This window comes from Planktothrix tepida PCC 9214 (genome assembly GCF_900009145.1).
Taxonomy (GTDB): Bacteria; Cyanobacteriota; Cyanobacteriia; order Cyanobacteriales; family Microcoleaceae; genus Planktothrix; species Planktothrix tepida.
Genome location: NZ_LN889813.1, coordinates 872,853 through 897,122 on the forward strand (window position 1 = coordinate 872,853; position 24,270 = coordinate 897,122).

At 39.1% G+C, this 24,270-nt stretch carries 15 protein-coding genes and 1 pseudogene; 2 read left to right on the forward strand and 14 right to left on the reverse strand.

Annotated features, from left to right (window positions below; genetic code table 11):
* Positions 1 to 477 precede the first annotated feature (477 nt).
* A pseudogene (locus tag PL9214_RS26440) lies at positions 478 to 1,713 on the reverse strand (glutamate-5-semialdehyde dehydrogenase); the annotation flags it as partial.
* Positions 1,714 to 2,009: 296 nt separating this feature from the next.
* On the opposite strand from PL9214_RS26440, the gene PL9214_RS26445 reads away from it, so the two are divergent.
* A complete protein-coding gene (locus PL9214_RS26445; RefSeq protein WP_072722255.1) occupies positions 2,010 to 3,143 on the forward strand; it encodes a glycosyltransferase family 4 protein in 1,134 nt (377 codons plus the stop codon).
* Between the two features lie 178 nt (positions 3,144 to 3,321).
* Complete coding sequence (locus PL9214_RS26450) at positions 3,322 to 5,886, forward strand: adenylate/guanylate cyclase domain-containing protein (RefSeq protein WP_072722256.1); 2,565 nt, start codon at positions 3,322 to 3,324, stop codon at positions 5,884 to 5,886.
* 17 nt (positions 5,887 to 5,903) lie between these two features.
* On the opposite strand, the gene sbcC is transcribed toward PL9214_RS26450, so the two are convergent.
* From sbcC to PL9214_RS26515, 13 genes are all read right to left on the reverse strand, one after another.
* Complete coding sequence (sbcC, locus tag PL9214_RS26455; RefSeq protein ID WP_072722257.1) at positions 5,904 to 9,008, reverse strand: exonuclease subunit SbcC; 3,105 nt, start codon at positions 9,006 to 9,008, stop codon at positions 5,904 to 5,906.
* Between the two features lie 217 nt (positions 9,009 to 9,225).
* Positions 9,226 to 10,359: a HetZ-related protein 2 gene (locus PL9214_RS26460; protein ID WP_072722258.1), complete on the reverse strand. Its 1,134-nt coding sequence runs from the start codon at positions 10,357 to 10,359 to the stop codon at positions 9,226 to 9,228.
* A 51-nt stretch (positions 10,360 to 10,410) separates the two neighbouring features.
* Positions 10,411 to 12,573, reverse strand: a complete 2,163-nt coding sequence (locus tag PL9214_RS26465; protein WP_072722259.1) for an adenylate/guanylate cyclase domain-containing protein — start codon at positions 12,571 to 12,573, stop codon at positions 10,411 to 10,413.
* Positions 12,574 to 12,669: 96 nt separating this feature from the next.
* On the reverse strand, positions 12,670 to 14,487 hold the full coding sequence (locus PL9214_RS26470; RefSeq protein ID WP_186440463.1) for a diguanylate cyclase domain-containing protein: 1,818 nt from the start codon (positions 14,485 to 14,487) through the stop codon (positions 12,670 to 12,672).
* Between the two features lie 93 nt (positions 14,488 to 14,580).
* The gene (locus tag PL9214_RS26475) at positions 14,581 to 15,108 is read right to left on the reverse strand and encodes a Rab family GTPase (protein WP_072722261.1); all 528 of its coding nucleotides are present in this window, start codon (positions 15,106 to 15,108) and stop codon (positions 14,581 to 14,583) included.
* Positions 15,105 to 17,738, reverse strand: a complete 2,634-nt coding sequence (locus PL9214_RS26480; protein ID WP_083580194.1) for a BON domain-containing protein — start codon at positions 17,736 to 17,738, stop codon at positions 15,105 to 15,107. Before PL9214_RS26480 ends, PL9214_RS26475 begins: the two co-directional genes overlap by 4 nt.
* A 21-nt stretch (positions 17,739 to 17,759) precedes the next feature.
* A complete protein-coding gene (locus PL9214_RS26485; protein WP_072722262.1) occupies positions 17,760 to 18,365 on the reverse strand; it encodes a hypothetical protein in 606 nt (201 codons plus the stop codon).
* Positions 18,366 to 18,717: 352 nt separating this feature from the next.
* Positions 18,718 to 19,044 carry an MGMT family protein gene (locus PL9214_RS26490; protein WP_072722263.1) on the reverse strand — a complete coding sequence of 109 codons (327 nt, stop codon included), beginning with the start codon at positions 19,042 to 19,044 and terminating at the stop codon, positions 18,718 to 18,720.
* 4 nt (positions 19,045 to 19,048) lie between these two features.
* The gene (proB, locus tag PL9214_RS26495) at positions 19,049 to 20,182 is read right to left on the reverse strand and encodes a glutamate 5-kinase (protein WP_072722264.1); all 1,134 of its coding nucleotides are present in this window, start codon (positions 20,180 to 20,182) and stop codon (positions 19,049 to 19,051) included.
* A gap of 252 nt (positions 20,183 to 20,434) precedes the next feature.
* Complete coding sequence (locus PL9214_RS26500) at positions 20,435 to 20,947, reverse strand: YqeG family HAD IIIA-type phosphatase (RefSeq protein ID WP_072722265.1); 513 nt, start codon at positions 20,945 to 20,947, stop codon at positions 20,435 to 20,437.
* Between the two features lie 15 nt (positions 20,948 to 20,962).
* Positions 20,963 to 22,177 carry a hypothetical protein gene (locus PL9214_RS26505; RefSeq protein WP_139295161.1) on the reverse strand — a complete coding sequence of 405 codons (1,215 nt, stop codon included), beginning with the start codon at positions 22,175 to 22,177 and terminating at the stop codon, positions 20,963 to 20,965.
* A gap of 154 nt (positions 22,178 to 22,331) precedes the next feature.
* Positions 22,332 to 23,405, reverse strand: a complete 1,074-nt coding sequence (gene mltG, locus PL9214_RS26510; protein WP_072722359.1) for an endolytic transglycosylase MltG — start codon at positions 23,403 to 23,405, stop codon at positions 22,332 to 22,334.
* A gap of 154 nt (positions 23,406 to 23,559) precedes the next feature.
* Positions 23,560 to 24,147, reverse strand: coding sequence for a DUF3727 domain-containing protein (locus tag PL9214_RS26515; RefSeq protein WP_072722267.1), 588 nt, complete (start codon positions 24,145 to 24,147; stop codon positions 23,560 to 23,562).
* Between the last annotated feature and the right edge of the window lie 123 nt (positions 24,148 to 24,270).

The following is a 24,270-nucleotide window of genomic DNA, read 5'->3' on the forward strand; positions in this document are numbered from 1 at the left end:
TGGCTCCCCAGGGGAGTTTTTTTATTATGTGGCGTTTTGGAAATATAGCACTACCCAACAAGCCATTGGAAAGGGAACAGAGTTAATATAAGTTTAGCGATCGCCTATCAAATTATTCAATAGTATCAAGGACAAATTTAACTCAATTCCTCGAAATATGAGAGTACAGAATTTATCATTACTTTGGCTATAAAATATTATCTCTCTAATCCTACACCTTCTCTAAACTTACCCCAATCAACCCCTTAAAGCATTTTTCCAATACCTATAAGTTTCTAGCCCGATTTTATCTGGTTCTTCTTGATAAATTTTATCTAAACATTGAAATAATGCTTGAGCCTGATTTTCTAAACCTAATAGCCTTAAACTCGTTAAAATGCGAGTCAGACGTAATCAGTTATCAGTTATCAGTTATCAGTTATCAGTTATCAGTTATCAGTTATCAGTTATCAGTTATCAGTTATCAGTTAATGANCCAACAATTTGATATTTATAAGTAACTAATCCTTCTAAACCAACGGGGCCACGAGGAGGCATTTGTTGGGTACTAATTCCCACTTCTGCACCGAAACCATACCGAAATCCATCTGCAAAACGAGTGGAACAATTATGAAAAACTCCCGCCGCATCCACTTGATTTAAAAAGATATTGGCTGCGGTTTGATCTTCGGTAACAATGGCATCAGTATGGCCGGAACCGTAAGTATTAATATGAGCGATCGCTTCTTCTAAATTCTCAACAATTTTAATCGATAAGATTAAATCGGTGTATTCTGTTGACCAATCTTCGTTCGTTGCTGGCTTAATATTAACCATTGCTAAAGTTTGAGCATCTCCGCGCAATTCTACATTTTTAGCTTGTAAGGCTGTTACCGCTTTTAATAAAAATTGAGAGGCTATTTCTTGATGCACTAATAAGGTTTCTACAGCATTACAGGCAGCCGGATATTGAATTTTAGAATCAACAGTAATGGCTATGGCTTTTTTAATATCCGCCAATTTGTCAATATAAACATGACAAATGCCTTCGGCATGACCTAACACCGGAATGCGAGTATTATCCTGAACAAACTTAACGAAAGAATTAGAACCTCGCGGAATAATTAAATCAACATAATCATCTAATCGCAATAATTCTAAAATTTCTTCCCGTGTAGTTAATAGTTGCACCGCTTCAGGATTAACCGCCGTTTGAGATAATCCTTGACGAATCGCATTCACTAAAGCTTGACAGGAATGAATCGCTTCTTTTCCCCCTTTTAAAATTACCCCATTTCCTGATTTAATGGCTAAGGCAGAAATTTGAATGACTGCTTCAGGACGGGCTTCAAAAATTACCCCTAAAACTCCTAGCGGACAAGTGATTCTTTTCAGTGTTAATCCTTGATCTAATTCCCGATGAATTTGTACCACTCCTACGGGGTCGGGTAACTTAGCAACGTCTCGTAATCCGGCAATGGTACTGTTTAATTTAGTCGCATCAAATTTAAGACGATTATATAACGGTTTGGGAATTCCTTCGGCTTCTGCGGCACGACAATCGGCTTCATTCGCTGCAATAATTTCTGGTGCTGCTGCTTCTAAGGCTTGAGCAACGGCTTCAATGGCTTGATTTTTTTCTACTGTTGATAATCCTGCTAATTTCTGTGCCGCTAAACGAGTTTTTGCAGCTAAATCAACCAGAGGAATAGAACGAGTTTCCGAAACTGTCATTGTTAAAATTTAACCCCTAAATCTGGAAAAAGATCAATATTTTTTATGATATAGCAGGGAAGAGGGAAGAGGGAACGGGAGACGGGGGGACAAGGGGACAAGGGGATGAGGGGATGAGGGGATGAGGGGATGAGGGGATGAGGGGATGAAGGAAAAGTAAGTAATAGTCATTAGCTGATTGATGGTTAACTCTTAGACTGATAACTGATAACTGATAACTGTCCAACCATTAACAGCAATGACAAATTCTGAGATGATGAGAAAGCTAGGACTATTGACATCAGTGTATAGCTTGTATGCGAATCGCTCTTTTCACTGAGACCTTTTTGCCCAAAATTGATGGGATTGTGACGCGGCTGTGTCATACGGTCGAACAGTTACAACGGTTGGGAGACGAAGTATTAGTGATTTCACCAGCAGGGGGACTCACGGAATATAAAGGGGCTAGAATTTATGGGGTTGAGGGCGTTCCTTTACCCTTGTATCCAGAGTTAAAACTGGGAATTCCCCATCCCGGTATTCGGGTTGAGTTAGAGAAATTTCGACCGGATGTGATTCATGTGGCGAATCCAGCTATTTTAGGGTTAGGGGGCTTATATTATGCCAAAAAGTTAAATATTCCTTTAGTTGCATCGTATCATACCCATTTACCCCAATATTTGCACCATTATGGTTTGGGAATGTTGGAGGAGGTACTGTGGAGTATGTTACGAGCAGCCCATAACCAAGCTCAATTAAATCTTTGTACCTCAACAGCAATGGTACAAGAACTGGGGAATCACGGGATTGAACGTCTGGATTTATGGCAACGGGGAGTCGATACGGAACTGTTTCAACCCTCCTTAGCCAGCCGAGAAATGCGCGATCGCCTTAGTCAAGGACATCCCGATTGTCATTTATTACTCTATGTTGGCCGTTTGGGGGCAGAAAAAGAAATTGAACGAATCAAACCTGTTTTAGAACAAATTCCGAATGCTCGTTTAGCCCTCGTTGGAGATGGCCCTAATCGTCAAGTCCTAGAAACCCATTTTCAGGGAACTCCCACCCATTTTGTCGGTTATCTCCGAGGGAAAGAGTTAGCAACAGCCTATGCGTCGGCGGATGCGTTTATTTTTCCCTCCCGTACCGAAACCCTAGGGTTAGTGTTATTAGAAGCAATGGCCGCAGGAACGCCGGTGGTAGCCGCTCGGTCTGGGGGAATTCCTGATATTGTCACCGATGGCATCAATGGCTATTTGTTTGATCCCGATGACGAAGAAGGCGCAATGACAGCAACCCAACGATTATTGGCAAACCCCGAAGAACGGGAAACCCTGCGCCAAAATGCTCGTTTAGAAGCAGAACGTTGGGGATGGGCAGCTGCAACCCAACAATTACGCTCCTATTATCTAGGGATTCTCAGTCGTTACTCTTTGTCTTCTGCTGCTTAGGGTTCGTCAGAAACTTTAGACTGAAGACGAGGATGGAAGCCATGACCATCCTTTGTCTGCTATCATCTACTCATTCTGTCTCTCTTAGTTGGGAAGGTTCTATTCCATCAAAGCCACTTAACCCTTTGGGATCAGAGTCCGACCGTTTTATCTCCATCACCCAAACTATCCCCTTCCCATGACTTTTTCTAATGCTGGTAGCATCTTAGCTACGCTGACACAAGTGGATCGTATGGGCCTCTTGGCAGCGCGTGTTAAAAACCTGCCAATTGGGGAATTTATTTGCATTTTAGATTTTATTACCGCAGAATTTCAGCAATTTCTTCGGGCAATTGATCTGATCAATAATGAAGCGATCGAAACCCTCTTAGAACAGTTGCTTGATGCCTTTACCCTCAAAATTGGGCAAATTTTACAAGCGGATTGTACAACAATATTTTTAATTAATCGCAGCAAGAATCAACTCTGGTATACCAAAGTTGATGAAGAAACGGGACAGGCAAAAGAAATCCGTTTACCGATAGATGCGGGAATTTTAGGGTATGTGGCCCGGACGGGGGAAGCCATGAATGTGGCAGATGCCCACAATTGTCCGTTATTTGAAGCGGAAGTGGATGAACCCGCCGGGTATCATACTCACACGATTTTGTGTATGCCCATTTTCAGCAGTCAAAACCCAGAGGAAGCGGTGGCTGTGGTACGGTTGTTGAATAAAGCCGGAGATTTGGCTTTTACAGAAGAAGATGAACAACAATTTCGTTCTTTTGCAGATGCTATTGGGATTATTTTAGAAAGTTGTCAATCGTTTTTTGTTGCGGCGCGAAATCAACGGGGAGTGGCTGCTTTATTAAAAGCAACAACAACTTTAGGGCAAAGTTTGGATTTAGAAACAACTTTAAAAGCGGTGATGGAACAGGCGAGAGATTTAATGCAAGCCGATCGCAGCACGTTATTTTTATTAAAAAAAGAAACCCATGAATTGTGGACAAAAGTTGCCACGGCTGATGGTTCACAAATGATGGAAATTCGGATTCCGGCTAATCGAGGAATTGCGGGATATGTGGCTTCTACGGGTCAAGTTTTGAATATTCCTGATGCCTATTGCGATCCTCGGTTTGACCCTACAACTGATCGCAGGACGGGCTATCAAACCCGCAATATTTTATGTATGCCTGTTTATAATGGGGCTGGAGAATTGATCGGGGTAACGCAGTTAATTAATAAAAATAAAGGCAGCTTTACCAATTCTGATGAGGAATTTTTAAGGGCATTTAATGCTCAAGCGGGAATCGCCTTACAAAATGCTCAGTTATTTGAAAATGTGATGGTGGAAAAACAATATCAGAAGGATATTTTACAAAGTCTTTCTGATGTAGTAATTTCGACGGATTTACAAGGAAGAATTGTCACGATTAATGATGCGGCTTTGGAATTATTAGGCTGTCCCAAACCCCAAACCAATGATCGCACTATTCGTCAATATTGGGAAGAAAAATTAACGGGTCGTTATGTGTGGGATGTTGTACCCATTGAAAATTTAAGATTCCGTTTAGAAGATAGTTTACGCAATGCGGCGCGTCATTATGTCCCTGAACAAAGTTTAACAGTGGGTTTAATTAAACAAGAAGAACCCCAAGGAAAAATTGCGGGCTTAATTCCGACTTTAGTGATTCCTGATCGCTATCATGCTGAGATTTATTATCCTTGGGGAGAAGCGACTCCTTTACAACCCAAGGGAACCCTTGATCCTATAACACAATTTCGGGAAATTGAACGCAGTATAAATTTAACTGTAAATCCCCTGACTAACCCAGAAGGAGGGGTTCGAGGGGGGTTAGTGGTGTTAGAAGATATTAGCCGCGAAAAACGGATGAAAACGACTATGTATCGGTATATGACTCCGGGTGTTGCTGAACAGGTGATGGCGCTTGGAGAAGATGTATTAATGGTGGGAGAACGTAAAGAAGTTACGATTTTATTTTCAGATATTCGGGGTTATACAACCTTAACTGAAAATTTAGAAGCGTCGGATGTTGTTGCATTATTAAACCAATATTTTGAAACGATGGTAGAAGCGGTTTTTTCCCATGAAGGAACCTTAGATAAATTTATTGGCGATGCGTTAATGGCGGTTTTTGGTGCACCGCTTCCTTTGCGAGATAATCATGCGTGGATGGCGGTACAATCAGCTTTAGATATGCGCCGACGCTTAAAGGAATTTAACCAAATGCGACCCGATGAACCCCAAATTAAAATTGGGATTGGGATGAGTTCGGGTGAAGTGGTATCGGGAAATATTGGATCACAAAAACGGATGGATTATACGGTGATTGGAGATGGGGTGAATTTAAGTTCCCGTCTGGAACAAATTACGAAACAATATGGCTGTGATATTATTATTAGTGAGATGACTTATCATTTATGTCGAGATAAAATTTGGGTGCGAGAATTAGATCGGGTTCGAGTGAAAGGAAAACATCAGGCGGTGAGTATTTATGAGTTAATTAGTAATCGTTCTGTTTCCTTAGATTCATCTACGAAAGAGTTTTTAGATTGTTTTAATCAAGGCAGAATAGCTTATTTAACGAGAGAGTTTAAACAAGCAATTTTGATTTTTGAAGAAGCAAAAAAAATGCGTCCAGATGATCGGGCGGTACAAATTCATATTGCGCGATCGCAACAATATTTACAAACGTCTGTTCCAGAAGAATGGGATGGAGTTTATACCATGACAACCAAATAATATTCCATTCTTTACCCTTAAATTGACAGATAAATTTGCGAACCTTGACTGGTTTTATGCACTTCAATTCGAGCTTGAAAGGCTTCTTTTAAACTGGGAATATGGGTAACAGTCAGAATACAAGCAAAATCAGAAGCGATCGCATTAATTGCCGCTATTAAGCGATCGCATCCTTCTGCATCTTGGGTTCCAAAACCTTCATCAATAATTAACATTTGTAGAGAGGTTCCCGCCCGTTGTGCTAACAATTTAGCTAACGCTAACCGAATCGCAAAATTAATTCTAAAGGCTTCTCCCCCCGAATAGGTTTCATAAGAACGAGTTCCCCGCGCATCCGCAATTAAAATTTCTAAGGTTTCAATCATTTTAGCGGTTTTTGCAGATCGGGTACTGCGTCCGGTGCGTTGGGTGACAAATTGAACATGAAGTTGATTTGCAGATAATCGAGATAAAATTTGATTGGTTTCTGCTTCTAACTCTGGTAAAATATTCTCAATCATTAACGCTTGAATGCCATTTTTTCCAAAGGCTTGCGCTAATTCTTGATAAACTCGATATTGACGGCGAACTGTATCGAGTTGGGTTTTTAATTCTGTTTGTTGAGTGTTTAGCTGATCAAGTTGGGTTTGTTGTTGTTGTAAACTGCCTAATTGACCTAAATAACTATCTAATTTTAGTTGTTGTTGTTGAATTAATTGGTCTAACTGTTTTAACGCTTCTGTGGGGTCGGGAGTTTCTCTTAATTGCTGTTGTAATAGTTCAATTTGTCCTTGAATGGCTTGTAAATTTTTTACCCGTTCTTGAGTTAGGGTTTCTAATTCCTCAATGCGCTGTTTAAGAATCGGATATTGTTGTTTGGCTTGGTTTAATTGTTCTGTACGAGTTAACCAAACTTGGGCTTGACGTAACTCAGAACGAATGCGATTATGTTCTTCTACATTATAACCCATTGCGGTTATTTTTTGCTCTATCGTAACAATTCGTTGTTGAATTTCAGAATTATTTTTCTGTTCGGTTAAAGTTTGGGTTGATGTTTGAATTTGAGTTTCTAATTCAGGCTTTTGAGTCGTTATTTTTGTTAATTTATCTTCAGCATCCCGAATTTGACTATATTTAATTTCTGCCCAACGCCAGCGTTTTTCCTCATTTCTGGCTAAAGCATGGCTTTGTTCATTATAATTAATTTGGCTTAATTTTTGTTCTAAATCCTGCAATTCTGCATATAAATCCGTTGCATAACTTCCCGTTTCTAACATATCTTGAACAGATTTCTGTTCTAAAATCAGTTGTTGTAACTGCTGTTCATCTTGATACAAACCTTCTAATTGTGCTTGAATCTTTCCTCGGTGTTCTCGCAATTCTTCATAGGGTAATAAATCCTGTTGAATTTGTCGATATTCCTCTTGTAAAATTTTCAGTTCTCGATCCGCAACGACTAATTGTTCATGAACGACCCAAATTTGATTTCTGAATTCTTGTTGTTGATTTTGATGCTTAGAAATCACAAGATTCCAGTGATGTTCATCTAAGGGGCGATCGCATAAGGGACAGGGGGGAAATTGAGATCGCAATAACGGTGCATCATCAGTTTCTTTTTCCTCAGATTCCGATTTTGATAATAGTTGAATTTTTTGTTCTAATTCTGCTAATTTTTCTTCATAATCTCGTTTAGAATTATTCAAACGTTCCATAAAAGTATGGCGTTCTTGCCCTTTTTCTCGCACCCGCAGTTGATAAACTTTTTTCTTATCTAATTCTGTAATTTGATTCGCAATAGTTTCTAATTGTGCTTCTAATTGGGGGCGATGTTGTTTGAGGGTTCGTTGGAGTTTTCCGACGGAGGTTTTTAATTCTTCTAACCGAGCTTGTTGACGAGATTGAGATCGATCTAACTCGGTTTGTAGGCGTTGACGATGTTGTAAAAGTGGCGTTACTTCTAATTGCAATTGATCAAACTGATTTAACCGAGTTCTGGCCGTTTGTAACTGTTCTAACCCCGCTTCAATATCAGGTTTTTGGCTTAAAATTTGTAAATAATCTTGTTCCTGTTGGGTTAAGGCTTCTAAACGAGCTTGTAACGTTTGAATTTGCTGTTGTAAACTATTCAGATGTTGGCGTTGTTGTTCTTGTAATTGTTGGCGTTGCTGTTGATACTCTTGATACAGTTTAAATTGACTTGATAGAGATTCTTCCGTTGTTTGTAGCGTTTGAAAATATTGATATCCGGTTTGAATTTCCGTTTCTTGTTGTAAGACTGCTTCGAGTTCCTGACGTTGCTGTTGAGTAGCGGCTAATTCCTGTTGTAAACGTCGATAATCTTGGGCAAAAGTTTGATGTTGTTGTTGTTGTCCTGTTAAGAGCTTTTCCCACGCTTGACGATGATGTTGTTGGGCTTGTAATTGTTGATAATGATCTCGATCTTGGGCTTGTTTTTCTTGCAGATGATCAATCGTTGTTTGTAATTGAATAATATCCTGTTCTAATTGACCTTTTTGTTCAATTTGAGCTTGATTTGTAGTTAAAGTTTGTTCTAAAACTTCCCCTTGAGCTTTATACTCACGCGCTAAATCTTTGGCTTTTTCCGATAACCCATCATATTGATCTAATTTTAACAAACTGGCGAGGATTTCTTTCCGTTCTGTCGGACGTTTAATCATAAATTCATCCGCCCGTCCCTGTCTCAAATAAGCAGAATTAATAAAGGTATCATAATCTAATTTTAAGTAATCTAAAATCTTTTGTTGAGTCGCTCTTAACCCTCGTTCAGTAAGAGGACGAAATTTAATTGTATCTAAATCTTCTATTTCTTGTAACGCAGTGGTTGCGACTTGAAATTCTAAGGTTCCTGACTGACCTCGACGACGGTTCCGAATCACCCGATATAAATTCCCCTGATTAATAAAGGTAAAATCCACACGAGCTTCTACTTCCCCCATATAGATAATATCATCCTCCGATTCTGCCCGACTATTTCCCCAAATAGCCCAAGCCATTGCTTCTAATAAGGAAGATTTTCCCGCCCCATTGGAACCACAAATACAAGCGGTATGTAAACCACTAAAATCTAAAGTCGCTTCTCGGTAGCTGAGGAAATTTTTTAGGGTCAGTTTTTGGGGAATCATGGGTTATATAACAGGGAACAGGGAACAGGGAACAGGGAACAGAAAGAAAAAGATAGACACAAGCCTAGGTTTGCTGCATCAGTCCTTGTCCTAACTATTAGCTACGACTGCTATAACTGGATCTTGACGGGGATAAGTTTAGGATGTTGCTGCATTCATCAATCTTATATTAACGCAATTTGTGTTAGTTGGACTTCAACAAAACTATAGAAGGGAATCAACTTGATTGATTTCGCAGATTTTGAGCCATTAAATACAGGGTCGTCCATTCCTGCTGAATTTGGGTAATTTTGAGGGTTAAGGCTTGAGCAATTGTTTCTAAGGTTTCCCCCGCTTTTAAACGTTCAATAATTTGCTGTTGGGTCGGGGTTAAACCTTGCCAAAATTCTTGCCATTGCTGGGATGTTAACCCTAAACGATGTTCTGATAAAGAGGTTCCTAACCAACTGGTGACTAATTCTGGGTTTTGTTTTAAAGTAAAATTTTTAATGGCATGATAACTGACTTTTTCTCGCAGTCGATAGATTTGTTTAATGGGTAAATTTAGTTTTTGAGCGATCGCGTCTTGGGATAATCCTTGTAAATATAACCGCAACCATTCTGCCGCAATGGGGTCAACATTTTTAATTAAATACGCTTCAAATTCTGCTTGAACAGCTAACCGTTGGTTTTGTTGGGTTTGGAAATATTGTTCATCTTCATAGTGAGAAACCGCTTGATGATCGAATAAACTAATAGTTTCATCTGTCTCATCGGATAGGATTTCATCAGATAACTGTTTAATCCATTCTCCCGTAGGAACTTGGGTTAATCCACCCCGTTGAGTGCGACGTAAATAGTTAACAAATCGATAAACTAATAACGGTTGATTCCGAATAGGACGCAGACAATATTCTTCTACAGTTGTTAATAGTAAAGCATTTCTTAATTGTTGATTAGAGGTACATTGAGAAATCCATTGCATTTGTTGTTGCAAATAGCGATCGCTATTCAACATTTCCTGTACCACTTCTTGTAAAACATCCACCACTTGACGTTGACGATCTCGACTGGTAGCAACCCACAGGCGAACTTTTTGTCGCAAAATCACTAAACTCCCTAAGCGCTGCATTAAATTGCGATAAGCTTTTTCGGGAGACATCTCTAAATAGCGCTGTTGTAGAATGCGATAACGAAAGTTTAACCCTTGTTTGATCCGGTCTTGTTGGTCAGGAGGGAGAGTCTCTAAGGATTCAGAATTTTCTCCCAGTAACCAACGAATCAGGCTTTCTCGCGTGTTTGGGTTTAAGTGAGGGTAGTCGTTTTCCAGTTGAAAACGCCACTGATTTTTCCAAGATTCTGATAACGTCATTTAAAATTTAAAAGGTGCAAACAATTATCAATTTTAAGCTGTTTTCCTATTTTATCCTAAATCGGGTAAGCTACCATCGATTTTATGGGCTTGAACTGGAGAAGTGTCATTGAGTTTATTATGGATTATTTCAACTAAATGTTGAGTTTCTGCGGTTATTTGTTGCTCATTCAGCGTAACCATTTTGTCAATAACGGCTAGATAATTTTCTCCTTTTCGACCTAATAAAAAATAAGTATTCATACTACCTTTCCCTTTAATTGAAATTAAACCTCGTTTAACGACAACATATTTTTTCGGTAAAAGATGATAAGTATCTTCACTTATTTGAATATGTCCTGCTAACCCATGAGATTCCATCCGAGACGCAATATTAACCGTATCTCCCCATAAATCATACAAGAATTTTTTAATCCCAATCACACCCGCAACAACAGGGCCACTATGAATTCCAATTCGCACACTAAAGGCTTTATGATGGGTTTGATTAAATTCCAGAATTGCAGTTTGCATATCTAATGCCATATCTGCGATCGCAATTGCATGATCAGACCGAGGATCAGGCAATCCCCCCACCACCATATAAGCATCTCCAATGGTTTTAATTTTTTCTAATCCATATTTTTCTGTTAATCGATCAAAACTGGAGAATAATTCATTCAGTAAATTGACTAAAGAAATCGGACTTAAGGAAGATGAAATTTGGGTAAATCCAACAATATCGGCAAATAAAACAGTTACTTGTCCAAAATGTTCAGCAATCGTTTTTGTTTCTTGTTTCAGACGATTTGCAATCGGTTCGGGTAAAATATTTAAGAGTAAGCGTTCTGTTTGTTTCTGTTGATAACGCAGTGCAACTTCTGCCAATTTTCGTTTAATAAACTGACCTAACTGACTACCAATGGCGGTCATAGTTTGCATTAATTCTGGATCAGGCGAAGTTGTTTCTTGACTGAAAAAAGCCATCACTCCTAAGACATCTTTTCCATCTTGAATAGGGAATCCAAAAGCCGTCTGTAGCCCTAGTTCTTGAGCAATATGATGATGAGGAGATCCTTCATCAATCATCAAATCTTCACTCCACTGAGCAAATCCACTTCCCCAAATTTGACCCGGTAAACCCATATTCAGATCTAAGGTTATATTTTCATACAGCTTTTCAATTTTTGATAATTCAATCATGGGTTTTGCCCAGACTTCAAGACACTGAAGTTTCGGGTTAATTGACTTTACTTTAAAAGCAGACTCTTGAGCCAGTTCATTCTCTAACATTAACAGATCTGCTGAAAAAGGTTCTAACATCCAAACTTCGCCTAAAACCCATCCCCAACTTTCACAAATTGAGCATAAAATTTGCAGAAAAGCTTCATGAATATTGGCGGCTTCTGATAGAATTCGAGAAATTTGGTATTGAGTAAAAATTCTTTGTTGAGCACGTTTTCGAGCCGTGACATCCCGCCCTACATAAATAAAATCAAGGCTATCATCCGTATCAGTTGTTAGAGTTGAAATTGAAAATTCTAAGATGATTAGACCCCCATGTTTCTTTTTACAACTTAATTCCAAATTCTTAAATAGAAAGTCTTCTTTTTTAAGGAAAGATTCGGTCAAATACTCTTTTAAAGCCGTGTCATCTTCCAGAAAATCAAAGATAGGATTATTAATTAAATCCGATTGATTATATCCTAACAATGATAAAGTAGCCAGATTGACTTTTTTAATCATACCCTGTTGATTGGTAACAATTAAAATATCCTCCATTGAGGTAATAATTCGGTCAATATATTGTTGAGAATGAGAATAAGCATTTAACAACAACCGAGATTCATTGGTTTCTTGAACTAATGCTTGTTCTAACTGCATTTGTTGTGTAACATTCTCAAAAAGGATCATTAATTCAGGGATATGTTTACCTTGGATTGAAACGCCTAAAAAGTACATATTAAAATAAATTAATTCACTGTCCGGGATTTGTCGGCTCATGGAATTCAATTCAAAATAATCTTGATCCCCCTGGATAATGGCATCAATGATCTCCTCGGTTCCAAACAGTTCAGGAAAATAAGATTGAACGTTTTCTCCGATTACAATCGATGCAGCATCTTCCGCAAGCCGAACAACTCCTGGAGAAAACTCTTTAATGCTCAAGTCTGGATTGACAATCAAGTAATCCATTTGACGAAGAGTTAAAAACTGTTTAAATAAATTATCCATAATCCCTGAATGACTTCAATAAAGTTATTCTTTTTCTCAAATCATAGCGTTAGAAAACGCTATTTTTGGGTAGATGCAATCGAATGAAAGGTACAATTAAGGAGAGGCTATAAAAATGCAATTTCGGCCATTTTGTTTAGCTTGATATAAAGCTTGATCAGCCGTGTGAATGACAATTTGAGGGGTTAAATGTTCGATAGGAATTAACGTCGCTACTCCAATACTCATTGTGACATAATTACTGACCTGGGATTCCTGATGGGGAATTTGCAAGGCTTCCACCTGTTCTCGAATTTTTTCTGCAACCTGAATGGCTTCTGAAGTCTGGGTATTGGGTAAAATTACAGCAAATTCCTCCCCTCCATAACGAGCCACTAAATCGCTACTTCGTTGAACAATATTCTGTAAAATCTGAGCGACTTCCTGTAAACAAAAATCCCCCGCTAAATGTCCATAGCTATCATTGTATTGTTTAAAATAATCAATATCGAGTAAAAGCAACGATAAAGGTGCTCCTTCTCGTCTCAATCGATTCCATTCTTGATAAAGTATCCGATCAAAATGACGACGATTGGCTAGACCTGTTAATCCATCCTGAATCACTAACTGTTGTAATCCTTGATAAGCAATTTGTAATTGTTCATAAAGTTCAGCTTGTTGCAACGCAATAGCAATTTGGGTTGCTAATTCCTCTAATAAGTTAATTTCCCAGACTTCCCAATGGCGAGGTTGATAGCATTGATGCGCCATTAATAACCCCCAAAGTTGATTGGTGGAATTAGACTCTTGAGACGAGTCATAAATTAGAATCGGTACAACTAAACTCGCTTTAACTTTTAATTGAAGTAAAGAATAGAGATAGGGGAAATTAATAGGAACTAAGTAAACATCATCAATTGCATCGATTTTTCCAGAGTTAAAATAAGATAATAAAAGAAAATTAAAATCTGGGGTTAAAATAGATGGATTCAGATGTGGGATAGAAGAATTGATGACGGTTTCAGCGATTATTCGTCCTTCTGTTGGGGTGAAAAATCGATAAATTAAAACTCGATCAACCTGTAAAAAATGAAGAATTTCTCCGACGATGGTTTGTAAAGTTTCTTGTAAGCTTAAAGATTGATGAATGCGTTGGGTAATCGTTTTTAAAAGCCGATCACGTTCTCCTTGTTGACGTAACTGAAGTTCCACCCGTTTCTGTTCCGTCATATCTCGACCGATCCAAACAAATTCTTGATTTTCAGAAATATCAAAATTGAGGGAGGAACAAGAAAATGAGATCGGAAAAGACGTTCCAGTTTTAGCTTTACAGAGAATTTTTATCGGATTTAATAAATGAAAAGAAGCTAAGAATTCTGATTCTTTAAAATTATGGGTAATTTTTTCATCTTCAAATAATTTAAAAATAGAGTGTTGAATTAATTCTTCTTGGGAATAGTTAAATAAAACAATGGTTGCTCTATTAATAATTTTAATAATTCCCTGATTATCTGTTACAATCAACAAATCAGTCATAGAATTAATGATTTGATTTAGATAGGTTTTAGTCTTATCTAAAGCACTTAAAGCCAATCCATATTCTTTCGCAACTTGAGTAATTTTTTGTTGTTTTAAAAACCCATCTGTTGTATCTTCAAAGATAATTAATAATTCTTCACGATTGAGAGAAATTTCAGGATTATTTAAAACATAAATATCAAAATAGATAATTTCTTCCTCTCTCAAACCGCGACAGATTCCTTTAATTTCAAATTGATTAATTTGATGATTAATAATTTTCTTAAAGGTTTCTTCTAATCCAATTAACTCAGGAAAAGCATCACAGACATCTTCTCCAGATCGCACTTGCTCTGGACAATCTGCAAATCTGGCGACACCCCAAGATAATTCGACAATCCTAAGCTCTGAATTCATGGTCAAATATTCAATGTTTTTAGGCGCTAAGATTTTTTTTAACAGTGTGTTCATAACTTATCCCAGAACAAATGTAAAACTAAATTTTATGGTTTATGACGCTAGAAATTTCTGAGAAAGTTGGTAAAAAATTGTATCAACATGATCCCCGGTTTTGGCGGAGGTTTGATAGCTGGCTAAAATTTGTCCACATTGCTTAAAATCAGGAGCGAGTTTAACAATTCGTTCCAGTTCAGTTGAGTCAACCAAATCAATTTTATTAAACGCAATGACCATAAATCCTTTCGGATTGACTGATAAAAATAAGTCAATATGTTCCGAGAGCCGTTCTACCGTTTCCTGACGGGTCACATCTGCAACAATGACTGTACCGCTTGCTCCTTGTAAATAACTGGGGGCGATCGCTTTAAATTTAGTATGCCCTTCAATATCCCAAATTAACAATTGTACAGTTCCCGTTTTTTCAGGATTCAGGGCTACGATCTCAACAGCTTTGCGAGAAATTTTAACTCCCACCGTAGACAAATATTGATCACTAAATTGGCGATCCACAAATCTGCGAATCAAACTGGTTTTTCCGACTCCAAAATCACCGACTAAGCAAATTTTTTTAGAAATCATGGTTTCAGGGGTTTATTATCTTTTGATTGTAAGGGTATTATCTCAAACAAAACGGTTTGACTCAACCAAGGTTCCTGATTCTCATCTACTCCCCCAGGATATTCTATTTTTCCGACCGCTTCCAGCCTTCGTCGATCAATCCCTAAATCCTCCAAAATATTTTGAACGGTTTGAGCACGTTTTACGGCCAACTGATCATTTTTACCAGCGTTTTCCTGTTGATGACTATAACCAATAATTTGTAATTTGAGATCAGGGTATCGCTTTAAATATTGAGCCAGAGGGACAAGTTTACCGCGTAAATCTTTCAAGATTAATTCAGCCGAATTCACCTTAAAATAAATCCGAGTCGGAATCGGAAGGGGTTGTACAACCAGATTGGCAACGACAGAATCTACCCCCTCAATTTTCTCAAAGGCTTGGGTGATTTTCTGGATATCTTCAGCTTTAATTACTTTTCCTTTCAAGGTAACTTGAGAGCTTTGATAATCAGCCGAAATAGAAATCCCACTGATTTGATTCAGCAATATTACCATTTGCTTAACTTCGCTGGCAACTTTAACCGGATCGGGAGGAAGTTTAACTGCAATAATTCGATTCTCAATTTGAAAATTAGGAGCCGTTTGTTGAACGATCGCTTTCGCTTTATCTTTCAATCTAGCCGTCGGAACTTTCCCTTCTAATTCTAGTATTTTTCCCTGCACTTGAACGGATAAAGGATAAATCGCTAACTCAGGTTCTGATCCTAATTTTGTCGTTAATGTAGCTTCTAATTGGCGCAAATTCATCTGGCGGTATTGATAAATTCCCAAAGAAATTAAAATCAAACTTAGTACCACTGCGCCACCAATTAAAAGAGTGGTTGGCTTTTGATAAACTTTTATATCAGTTCCAAACCGCATTAAAGCTTCAAGCTGGCACGGAATTCCATCAGGAACTGAATCGGGATCGCCTTCAAACTCTTCAATCGGCTGACTATATTTGACAATTAAAGTCGTCATCGTTTGGCGGATTTTTTTAATAAATTCTTTGGGGGGTTCTCCTTTTACTACAATTGCTAAATAACAATATCCAGCGACTTCGATAATAATTTTAGAATCCCCATACTCAATTTCATTCAGTTCTGAGACTTCACCCGTTTTTACAATACAATCATTCACAAAACTGCGAATTGCCGTTAACATTCCACCGATCATTTCGGCTTCAAGTTGTTGATCGGGTTGTTGCATTTGAGCAATGACTAAACCGGAACCTTTATGAATTAAAAATACCGCTTGCACGATAAAATTACTCACTTCCATTAAAATCAGTTCCGCTTCCGATACCCCTTGAACTTTCGATTGAATTTTCCGTTTGATTCCTTGCATACTCAAAGCACTATTTACTTTGTCATTAATATCTTTAATGGCTTCCCCTAAATAGCGGCTAATCGTACTCCCAATCACCGGATACAACGCATCCACCATTGAATCTCGTTCTAAACTAATTTGTTCTTTAATTGTCCGACCCATCATCGGTGCTAAAGCTTCAGCAATTTCATTGCGATCAATTCTAATTTGTTCACGAATAGCCGCCCCAATTTCTGGCCCAATCGCTTGAGCAATTTCTTTAGGAGAATCCTGAATTTGTTTTTTAATCGCTTCAGGAATTAAATCCGCAATAGCAGCACTCATCGCCATTCGATCCGTTTGACCTTTTCCTCGAATCACTTCATCAATAATTGGAATAAAAGCTTGAATAAGCTCCTCTTTGGATTCATTAACTTTTAAATTTAAAAGTTGACCAATACTGGGAAGCAACAGTTCAATTAATTTTTGCGGTTCATAAATTTGGATTTCAATGCGATTGAGTTGCTGTGTAATCCGGTCTACCAGTTCTCGCACTTCCGGTAATTCCGATCCTAACAGTTGATTTTTCAATTCTTCTAAATCATCCGTTAAGTTAGAGCCAAACATTAACTCTTGTAATTGCTCTAAGGGATCATCAGGATTAGAAGCTTTTTTGATCTCTGAGGGTTTGGATACTTTTAATTCCGTATTTTGGGAATTCTGTTGAAGCGAAGGTTGATCTAAATTAAAGGCTTTTAATAAAGGTTCAAGAGCTTTTAAATCAAGAAGATCAGAAGGATCATCTTCTTCAATTTTCTCCCGATTAGATGAAACAATTTCAGGAATTTCCTCGGTTGATTTTAGCTCAACAGAAGCTTCTAAATTTTGAGAGGGTGTTGAGGAAGGAATTGAAGGGAAATTCTCTTCTATTTTGCTTACGGAATAGTCAATGTCCATTGCCGCAGAAGGAGGTTTTTCCAATAAGGGAAGGAGTCGCAAAACCCCATCATCTTCTGGCGTTGAAGGTTGAAAAGGCACAGGACGAATCGATGGATTTGAGTTAAGAAACTCAGGCTCAGAGACTACAGAATCAACCGTTAAGGGGGTGGGGAATGGTTCTGGGTCTAGGGGTAATATTGAGGGAGAAGGAGGAGATTTAGACTCATGACTCAGGTTTAAATCTAGTAATAAATTGATCAACGATGCTAGAGGATCACCCTCAACAGCATCGGATGAATTCTGTTGAGAGGTTATCCCCTGTTGTTGATCAATAGAGCTTAAATTATCCTGAGAAGAGGTCATAGTTTTGACCGAATTTAGAATTTAAAAGTGGTGATGTTCAGGAAGTGCAAAACTTCCATTGGCTTGATCATCGGCGGCTTGTTTGATCGCCGGGACAAATTCAGTTCCTTTTAATCTCATCCCAACTTCAAATAGCACTTCAGCCATATCATCGCGGGAGACTTTGACTTCTGTTAATAGAGAAAAGCGTCGCTCCAGTTCTTCTAATACTTGGTTTTTAAGATTGCGAACCTCCTCTTGTAATTGATCACGAGTTTGTCCTAATTCTTCGCGTAGAGAATTAGTTTGTTGATCTAAAGCTTCATCTAACGCTTCAATACTGCTGGAAAATTTGCGGTTGAGTCGATCGGTTTGTTGTCGCAGATCTGTTAATTCTTCCTGGGAATTTAAGGTCAGAATTTTGATTTTTTTATCTAAATTTTCTACAGAGGACTTGATTTCTGACGTTAAAACCGTTTTCAGTTGTTCAACACGATCTTGGATATCTTGTTGTAGAGTTGCGAGATCTGACTCCATTTTTTCAAACCGACCGTTATAGTCTCGGAGTTGAGATCCAAAGATAATATCACGGATTTGGTCGATATTGCCTAAACGCTCTCGCATTTCTTCTTTCGTGATTTCAGCCATGTTTACGTCCTCATCAATGCTTGTAGTCGGGAAAATTTGCCAATCAGGAATTATAGTTGAGTTTTTTGCCTAAGTTTAGCGTTTTACCCTAGAACTGTATCAAAAATTCAGCCAGAAGAACAGCTAAGGGGTAATTTTCAACCATCCCGTTGTTGCCGTTGGAGAAACAGCATCAAAAATTAGGATACACAACAGTCTAAACGGATAGATTCGGTTTTCTTTCATCAGCAAAGTTTTGATGTCCTACTTTAGATTGAAGTTAGGCTACAATTTTGGTTACAACTGAGCACGCCCTAGTCTGTAGGGGGTCTGACCCCTCTATTCATTCCCAGTTTTCGGACAATCTTCGAGTTTAGATGTCCTGGATTTGAGGTATCCAAAGATACTCAGAAAGATTAATTTTATTTTGAGCGTTAAATTGAATTCCTTCTGCTTCTAAAAGCGATCGCTGAAGAAAATCTGTACCTTTACGCCACAAGGAATGGGAAATTTCTCCTTTTGCATTAATAACTCGATGCCAAGGAATATCGGAAGTTTCTAAAGGAATTTTATATAAAGCATAACCGACTAAACGCGCCTGCTGACCTAAATTAGCGAGTTCTGCAATCTGTCCATAGGTCGCAACTTTTCCCCAAGGAATTTGAGAGACAATGGCATAGATTTGCTCATACTTTGACATATTTCTACTCCCAGTTCCCTATTCCCTGTTCCCTGATCACTAAGTTATCTCGATGAACCACTGTTTCTGCACCTTCATACCCTAAAATTTCAGGAATTTTATCCGAATGCAAACCCTTGATTTTTTGTAATTCTCCACGATTATAATTAACTAAACCCCTAGCAATTTCCTGTCCTTCTAAATCACAAATTTGTACCGAATCCTGAACCGTAAATTCTCCATCAATTTTCGTGATTCCTGCCGCTAATAGAGATTTCCCCCGTTGAGAAATTGCTTTAACAGCCCCTGCATCTAAATACAGTTTACCCAGTGGAATTAATACATTAGCAATCCAATGTTTTCGAGCATTAACAGGTCGAATTTGGGGTTCAAATTGAGTCCCAATGGCTTCCCCTTGCAGGATTTTTTCTAAATTTTGGGGGTATTTTCCCTCTGTAATCACCGTTCTCACCCCTGATCCCGTAGCAATTCTGGCTGCTTCAATTTTCGTAATCATCCCTCCCGTTCCCCACCCACTGCGAGAATCTCCCGTTTGCACTTGAAATTCTTCCAATTGTTTCATACTGGTGATTAAACTAATGGGTTGAGCATTGGGATTTTCACGCGGGTCGGCTGAATATAATTGATCAACATCTGTTAATAAAAATAACCAATCCGCCTCTACTAAACTCGCAACTAATGCCGAAAGAGTATCATTATCCCCAAATTTTAGTTCATCAACGGCAACGGTATCATTTTCATTAACAATGGGAATAACGCCTAATTTTAACAATTGTTGAAACGTATTATAAACATTCACATAACCGTTACGTTGAACTAAATCTCCCCGTGTCAGCAGGACTTGAGCAATGGGTTGTTGGAGGGAACTAAATAAATCATCATAAACGCGCATCAACCGACCTTGACCCACGGCGGCTACCGCTTGTTTTAAAGCAATAGTGCGGGGACGTTCGGTTAATCCTAAGCGATCGCGTCCCACTCCGACCGCACCGGAAGAAACCAAAACCACTCGATACCCCTGATATCGTAACCGAGTCAAGGTTTCGACTAAGGTTGCCAACGTCGATAACGCTAAATGTCCAGTTGTAGCCTGGGTTAAACTCGATGTACCAATTTTGATAACAAGGGTTTGAGACATAAAGGGTGTTGACGGTTGACAGTTGACGGTTAATGACTCACCGTAAAACGCCAACCCCCCCAAAGCAGGGAAGGCTGGCGTTTTACACAGGAATTTAAGATTTTATCAAATTAGGGTCTTTATATAAGCTGACCCGATTTGTTATTAAGTCATTATCATGATCCCATAAAACTTTAACCCGTTGAAATTTCATAATCTTTTCTTTAGATTTTAAGTTATTTTGGTTACAGAAAAAACCGATTGCCGTTTGAATCAGTGCAGGGTTGCCCCTAGCATTTTGGAGAGCCACACTTCAATATTACGAACAGAATTAGCTGGAGGCATCATGGTGGGATCAACCATCGGCTCTACCAGGATTGTAAACATTCCTAAACGGTTTCCCGCCAAAACATCTGTAAATAAGCGATCGCCCACCATTGCCACCTGTTCTACGGGTAAATCCATCGCTTCAACGGCTCGCTTGAGTTTCCGACGAGAAGGTTTACCAGCGCCACTAATGTAGGGCAAATTTAACGTTTCAGCAATACTACCAATCCGAGCTTGGCTAATATTGTTACTCACCAACCATAGACAAGTATGAGGTTTGAGGGTATCGATCCAACCTTTAAGATGTTCAGACACGGACTTTTCCGTAATCGGAACTAAGGTTTCATCCACATCTAGCACCATTCCTTTAATTTGGTGCTGTTCTAATAGATCCGCCGTCAAATGGACAACGCAATCTCCCAAAACTAAATCAGGTTGTAAGAGTTTCCCCCAAGACATAATAATTATAAAATTTTAGCCCCTTGATTTTAACCGAAAACGAGGTGACTTGGCTGCATCCTCCCTAAAAGAGTTTTCGTTAGAGGCTGTAGGGGGCAGAGCAATCATCAAGCTGCGATCAGAAATTTCCACCTCCGCGCGATTTCGTCCCCACTGTTCTAAGCCGACTACAATCGTACTGGAAAGAATTGCGCCTTTTGTTAAACGGGGATCAATTTTGCCTTCCGCAATTAACCGTTCAAAAATGGTTTTGAACGGAACATAAACATCCTGAAACGGTAGATTTTCTAAAGGTAAATTACAATCTGAAGATCGATCCACCGTAAACTTTAAATCCTTCGGTGTCACATTCCATAATTCCCCACTCACATGAAGTTGAGCTAAAGAATATTCCAGCACTTTTGGCTCACGAAGTAATTCGGGTAATGTTGAAGGTTTACCCTCATGAACCCCATAATCCATTAAATTAACCGATACGCCAAATCCTTGATGATGTTGTAAATTATAAAAGGTCATATCCGTATGTACACGGATTTTGCGGTATAAGTCCGACGATTTATCGCCAAAGCACACCTTAGCCCGTAGCTTTAAACGTACACCATCTACCCACTCATACAAGGGAGTTGTAGCTCGATTTCGGTGATCTAATCCCCCATAAGTCCCCCGATAGGTTTTCAGGTTTTCTTGCAGTCCAATATAAAAACTCCCATAACCAGCAGGAATTTGAGACAAACTTAAACTGTCATTGATTAGATAAGCGGAGGGACTACCCCCGACACCGTGATTTCTCCAGTAAAAAAAGTAAGGACAGCGACCTTGAACCGGAGGAGTGCCAACAGGTTCAGACGGGTTAGCTTCCATTAAAATTCGATTGGTCGGGGCGTTGGGATTTTCAGCTTCATTGGGAATACAACTTAACTTTCCCGTTGGCCCTACTTTTTCCTGGTGACTAAATGAGCCATAGGCTAAGGTATAAAATCCAGCACGATTAGCAATAGCATCGTAACATTTGCCACCAATACCATCAGGACAACGCTCAAAGTAAACAGGACTATGGGGATAATATCCCGCCACTCGGCGAATTTTTAAACCGGCATCCCAACCCCAAGGAATTAAAGCAGATGGGGGAGTAGGAGTCTGCTGAGAGTGAAGAACTGGAATTTGACCAGAGGATAACGGAATTAAAGAATTCTGCACCACTGGTGAAACCGTAGATAACCCAAACAACATAGCCCAATAGAGGCTTTTTATTTTGGCTAAAAACTTAAGTTTGGGAGTAAAAAAATAATAACCAGAGCGCACGTTCTTTTAGAGTCAGGAGATTGATTAAAAAACAGTAAGTCTTTTTTTCTAAAAAGAGAGGATTTTGCTAAATTCAACTCTCTTATTGAGAAGAAAGATTGCGTTCAACTTCAGCAATTGCTGCTTGATGTTCCGCTTCTGTTCGACTGAAAATATGGGTTCCGTCGTAACGTGCCATAAAGTAGAGATAATCGGTTTTTTCAGGGTTAAGTGTTGCTTTTAAACTCGCTAAACCCGGACTTGCGATCGCCGTTGGCGGTAAACCCACATTAATATAAGTATTGTAGGGAGACGGCGTTTCCACCTGTTTAAAGGTTAGGGGTTGATCAACGGTTTGACGAATTCCCAAAGCATATTCTACCGTCGGATCAGAAGCGAGTTGAATTCCCTTTTGCAAACGGTTGTGAAACACCCCGGAAATGCGATTTCGTTCTTCAGCGACAACGGCTTCTTTCTCCACAATACTCGCGAGTGTCACCCATTCATTCAAATCCAAATTCAGTTGGGATTTCGCTTGTTGATAGATCGGTAAAGCCGATTCTTGAAACCGATCTAACATCTGACGAATGATGACTTGGGGTGTCACTTCAGCCGATTCCACTTGATAAGTATCGGGAAACAAAAAGCCTTCTAATAAAGGTAAATTTTGAGGGAGCCAAGGATAATCTTGATAGGGAATTTGACGACTCGCTGCGATAAATTCCTGCGCCGAGAAAAATCCCTGTTGTTCAAAATATTCCGCCATTTGCTGAATTGACCAGCCTTCTGGAATCGTGAAACTAAGCGTCATCACTTCCCCATTCCAGATTTTAGAAGCGACTTCACTCAAGGATTGAGTTGGAGCCAGAGAATAGCTTCCGGCTTTAAAATCTCCTTGAGGATCTTTGAAGATTAACCACCGTGCCCACAGTCTCCAAGCCAAATCGGAACGAATTAATCCGGCTGCTTTCAAATCTTCCCCAATTTGCTGGCTTGATGTTCCAGGGGGAATCAGGATTTTCACACTGTTTCCACCCCCACTGGAGGATCTCACCTGTTCTTCACTTTGAGGAGCCGCACTTGCCCAACTCCACCACCTCCAACCTTGCCATCCGAAGAATCCCCAGATTATCGGTAGAATAAGAAGATAAAAAAAACCTTTAGAAAACCGTTTCAAAGTTTGTCTATTTTGAGGTTTCTTTTGTTTTGTTTTTGCAATTTCCAAATTGCCACTCCCAAATCAAAACTCGATTTTACCTTCTACTGAAACCCTGCCCATCTCCCTCTGAGGAGATATTTATTATTAAGGGGTATACCTAGACCTGAATCAGTTACTCCAAAGCATCAAAAAGTTGATCTTCAATCAGGGGTAACAAAGGTTCTAACTTTTGAAATTCTTCCGGGGAAAGTTGTTTATATTCTCCCTGTTCATTGGTTTTAGCTAGAATAAAGAACGGATCGGCTGGGGTATAAATTCCGTATTCTTGCTCTTCGTGATAGAAACTAGCTAACCACAGGAGTTCCTCAAATTCTTCTTGGTCAGGTTGAGAAGAATCGAGATCAGCATTAGATTCTCCTTCTTCAGGAAAATCTGGTAATTCTCCTTCTACAGTTAGGGTAATTCCTGTGCGTTTGAGATCTAAATTGTGTTCTGCTAAAACAGCTTTAGCCGTTTTAAAAATTTTGTTAATTTCTGCTTCTGATTCTACAGGAACAGCAGATTCATCATCATCTTCTTCGTCATTCCAAGTTAAGATTTCGATGGGCGTGTCCACAGGAAGAAGCAATCCATACTCTTGACCTTCTAACTGAATTGAGGATTGCAAGGTGCAAACCAGCGATCGCCCCTGCTCATCGGTCAGGGTGACATAGGCTTCCTCAGAACGTCCATTATCGTTGGGAAATTTAGATGGGAGCATCATTTATACGGTACTATTTTTAGCCGCACTAAACGGCAATGGGGAGGAGTTCCCAAGGGATACGCTCAACCCTTTTCAACACCAGGATATCATCAAATTGGTTGACTATTAACGCAGCACCAC